This window comes from Enterobacter sp. CGMCC 5087, assembly GCF_003144775.1.
GTDB lineage: Bacteria > Pseudomonadota > Gammaproteobacteria > Enterobacterales > Enterobacteriaceae > Enterobacter > Enterobacter cloacae_M.
The window spans coordinates 1-3,298 of record NZ_QFXN01000155.1 but is presented as its reverse complement, the minus strand read 5'-3'; the positions used below and the strand labels follow the sequence as shown (position 1 = coordinate 3,298).

General features: G+C 55.0%; 7 protein-coding genes and 1 pseudogene. All 8 read left to right on the top strand.

Annotated features, from left to right (window positions below):
* Positions 1-160: antirestriction protein (locus DEO48_RS15270; RefSeq protein WP_146198276.1), on the top strand; the 160-nt coding region annotated here is incomplete at its 5' end.
* A gap of 11 nt (positions 161-171) precedes the next feature.
* Entirely contained in the window at positions 172-651 is a 480-nt protein-coding gene (gene radC, locus DEO48_RS15265) for a DNA repair protein RadC (RefSeq protein ID WP_109845634.1), read from the top strand.
* 20 nt (positions 652-671) lie between these two features.
* Positions 672-893 carry a DUF987 domain-containing protein gene (locus tag DEO48_RS15260; RefSeq protein ID WP_109845633.1) on the top strand — a complete coding sequence of 74 codons (222 nt, stop codon included), beginning with the start codon at positions 672-674 and terminating at the stop codon, positions 891-893.
* 14 nt (positions 894-907) lie between these two features.
* Entirely contained in the window at positions 908-1,549 is a 642-nt protein-coding gene (locus DEO48_RS15255) for an antitoxin of toxin-antitoxin stability system (RefSeq protein WP_109845632.1), read from the top strand.
* A gap of 49 nt (positions 1,550-1,598) precedes the next feature.
* Entirely contained in the window at positions 1,599-1,955 is a 357-nt protein-coding gene (locus tag DEO48_RS15250; RefSeq protein ID WP_109845631.1) for a type IV toxin-antitoxin system YeeU family antitoxin, read from the top strand.
* A gap of 51 nt (positions 1,956-2,006) precedes the next feature.
* Positions 2,007-2,384, top strand: coding sequence for a TA system toxin CbtA family protein (locus tag DEO48_RS15245; RefSeq protein ID WP_109845630.1), 378 nt, complete (start codon positions 2,007-2,009; stop codon positions 2,382-2,384).
* The gene (locus DEO48_RS15240) at positions 2,381-2,872 is read left to right on the top strand and encodes a DUF5983 family protein (RefSeq protein ID WP_109845629.1); all 492 of its coding nucleotides are present in this window, start codon (positions 2,381-2,383) and stop codon (positions 2,870-2,872) included. The genes DEO48_RS15245 and DEO48_RS15240 overlap by 4 nt, the downstream gene beginning before the upstream one ends.
* A 266-nt stretch (positions 2,873-3,138) precedes the next feature.
* Positions 3,139-3,225, top strand: a pseudogene (locus tag DEO48_RS27190) (restriction endonuclease subunit M); the annotation flags it as partial.
* Positions 3,226-3,298 lie beyond the last annotated feature (73 nt).

The following is a 3,298-nucleotide window of genomic DNA, read 5'->3' as shown; positions in this document are numbered from 1 at the left end:
GCTCAGCAGCGAGGCCGCCGGGATTGCCGTCTGTCTGATGACTTACAGCCACCACGCCATGCGCACCGAATGCGACGCCATGACTGAGCACTATTACCGCCTGCGGGACTACGCGCTCAACCACGCAGAATGCAGCGCCATCATGCATATCATCGACTGAGGTCAGCCGCTATGGAACAACCGTTACCGCTGTTTGCCCGTGAATTAGCCCCTGCCGACCAGCAGACGGTCAGGGAAGCCTTAACTCTGCTGGCGTGCCAGCTACGCGAACCCGGCGCGCCATTTACCTCCAGCCATGCCGTCCGCGACTGGCTGCGTCTGCAGCTCGCTTCACTGGAGCGCGAAGAATTTACCGCACTCTTTCTCGATAACCAGCATCGCCTCATAGCCCACGAAACGCTCTTCACCGGCACGATTAACCATACGCAGGTCCATCCCCGCGAAGTGGTGAAGGCCGGTCTCAAGTATAACGCCGCTGCAACCGTTCTGGCTCATAACCATCCCTCCGGGGAGGCGGAACCCAGCAAGGCCGATCGTCAGGTCACTGCACGTATTCAGCAGGCGCTGGAACTGGTGGATATCCGCCTGCTGGATCACCTGGTTGTGGGCGGTATGGAGATCACCTCGTTTGCTGAAAAAGGCTGGCTGTAGCACAACAGGAAAATAATCCCATGAAAATTATAAGTAAACGTCAGGCGATGGCGATATACCGCCGGCATCCACAGTCCCGGTTGTTTCGCTTCTGCACGGGTAAATATAAATGGTCTGGCAGCGTCTGCCACTATGCCGGGCGGGAGGTCCAGAATATCAGCGGTGTGCTCGCGGTCTTCGCAGAACGCCGTCAGGACCGCAACGGCCCGTATGTCGTCTTGCGCAGCGTCACGCTGAACTAAGTAAGGAAAATACAGTGAGCAAAATTATCTCCACCACCGTATATACACTGGATGAACTCTCCGACGCGGCCCGTGAGAACGCCCGCGACTGGTATCGTAAGCATGCCCTGAACGATGACTGGTATCAGAACGTGTTTGACGAGTTCACCGGCATCTGCAACATCCTGGGCGTGGATATTAAGCTGTACCGTGTTCCTCTCCTGTCGGGCGGCAATCGCCAGCACCACTGCATTTGGTTCAGCGGTTTTTGCCAACAGGGAAGCGGCGCTGCTTTCGAGGGTGATTATGCTTACCAGCCTCAGGCCGTATACCGGATAAGGGAGCACTGTCCTGAAGACGCTGACCTTCACCGGATTGCCGATCTACTGCAGGCCATCCAGTTGCACAACAGCGGCGAGCTTCGCGCCACGATCCGTCATCACGGCCAGCATATCCATGAATCCTGTATGGCAGTCACGGTCGAACGCCACAGCTCCGGGCAGGACATGACCGCAGACAGTGAGGCGGCGATAACTGAAGCCATCCGGGAGCTGGCGCGCTGGTTATACGGATGGCTGGAAAGCGAATACGGCTGGCAGACATCACCTGACGTTGTTGACGACGACATCATCGCGGGTGAATACACCTTCACCGGAGACGGCCAGCGCTTCGGCTGATCCATCCAGTTGAAACATTTCTTAATCCACTTTTTAGTGAGGCTTAACCATGCCAGATATCCCTGCCACAAATGACAACATGGACGCGCCGCGCTGGGGTCTTCAGCGCAATATCACGCCCTGTTTTGGCGCTCGCCTGGTGCAGGAGGGCAACCGGCTGCACTATCTCGCTGACCGCGCCAGTATCACCGGGCAGTTCAGCGATGCGGATTTACGCCATCTCGACAAGGCATTTCCGGTACTGCTCAAACAACTGGAATTAATGCTGGTTTCCGGTGAGCTCAATCCCCGCCATCAGCACTGCGTCACGCTCTACGCAAAAGGGCTGACATGCGACGCCGATAGCCTCGGTTCGCATGGTTACGTGTACCTGGCGATTTATCCCACGCCAGCTGCAACCGCGTAAACCTTCTTCCTGCTTACCCTCGTTTTTACCCATCAACAAAGAGATCCAGCCATGCAAACCCAACCACTATCCTCCACGCAGGAGGCTTCACTACGCCCGTCACACGTGGAGATCTGGCAACGGCTTCTGAGCCACCTGCTGGATCGTCACTACGGCCTGACACTCAACGACACGCCGTTTGGCAACGACAGCGTCATTCAGGAACATATTGATGCCGGTATCTCGCTGTGCGACGCCGTAAATTTCATCGTGGAGAAATACGACCTGGTACGTACTGATCGTCGCGGTTTTAACGCGGAAACTCAGTCGCCGCTTCTCACCAGTATCGATATTCTCCGCGCCCGCAAAGCCACCGGGCTGATGACCCGCAACGGCTACAAAATGGTGACCGATATCACCACAGGCAAATACCGCGAGGTGCAGCAATGAAGCTGTCCCTCACCGTGGAAGCCGATACCATCAACGTACTGGCCCTCAACATGGGCCGGATCGCCGTGGATATTGACGGTATTGAACTGACCGACCTGATCAATGTGGTGAACCAGAACGGTTATTCGCTTCGCGTTGCTGACGAACCGGGGAAACTGATTGTTGAAGATCCACTTCCGCCCGTTTCCCGTCTTAACGGCATCCAGTGCAGTACCGCCCATATATCCGAAGCTGATAACAGCCTGCTGTATACGCTTTCGCACCAGCATGAAGATCACGGTGACAGCGAATGGATTAGCTATACCGGATCCGGTTATCTGATCTACCTGGATGCCTGGCAGTACCCGGTACTCCAGCTTAAGAAGCGGGGATTATCGAAAGCCTGTCGTCAGCTAATCGTGACGCTGATACGCCGTTACACGATCAGAATTATCCATCTGGATGCCCTCGGTGAACTACTACCGGGTTTTGAAACCTTCGACTGGTAACCCGGCATCAATAACCTCAAGAAATTCTCATACTGGCTGAAACAGCCCCCCGATATTCTGATTGACTGGCTTCGCGACAATATCGGCGGCAAAACGACGACACCCACTCAGTTGCGCTTTTGTTAGGCACAGGGCGTTCACCGTCTCCATTCCCCCCGGCTCTGACAACGACCTAAATCGGATTAGACACTCAACCACACTTGTCTCAACGCATAAGCGCCAGCCCTTACCGGCTGGCGTTTTGCTTTATATAAGGAAAAAACAAAATGACAGAACTCACCACTACCGAACCTGAAGTATTAACTGACCATACCGACATAATTTGCTCCACCAGCATTGAGCGCATCGTCACCAGATGCATATTCGCACGGTGATCGATCGCCAGTTCGCACCGTAGTCGATCATGATTTCGCATCGTGTTCGATC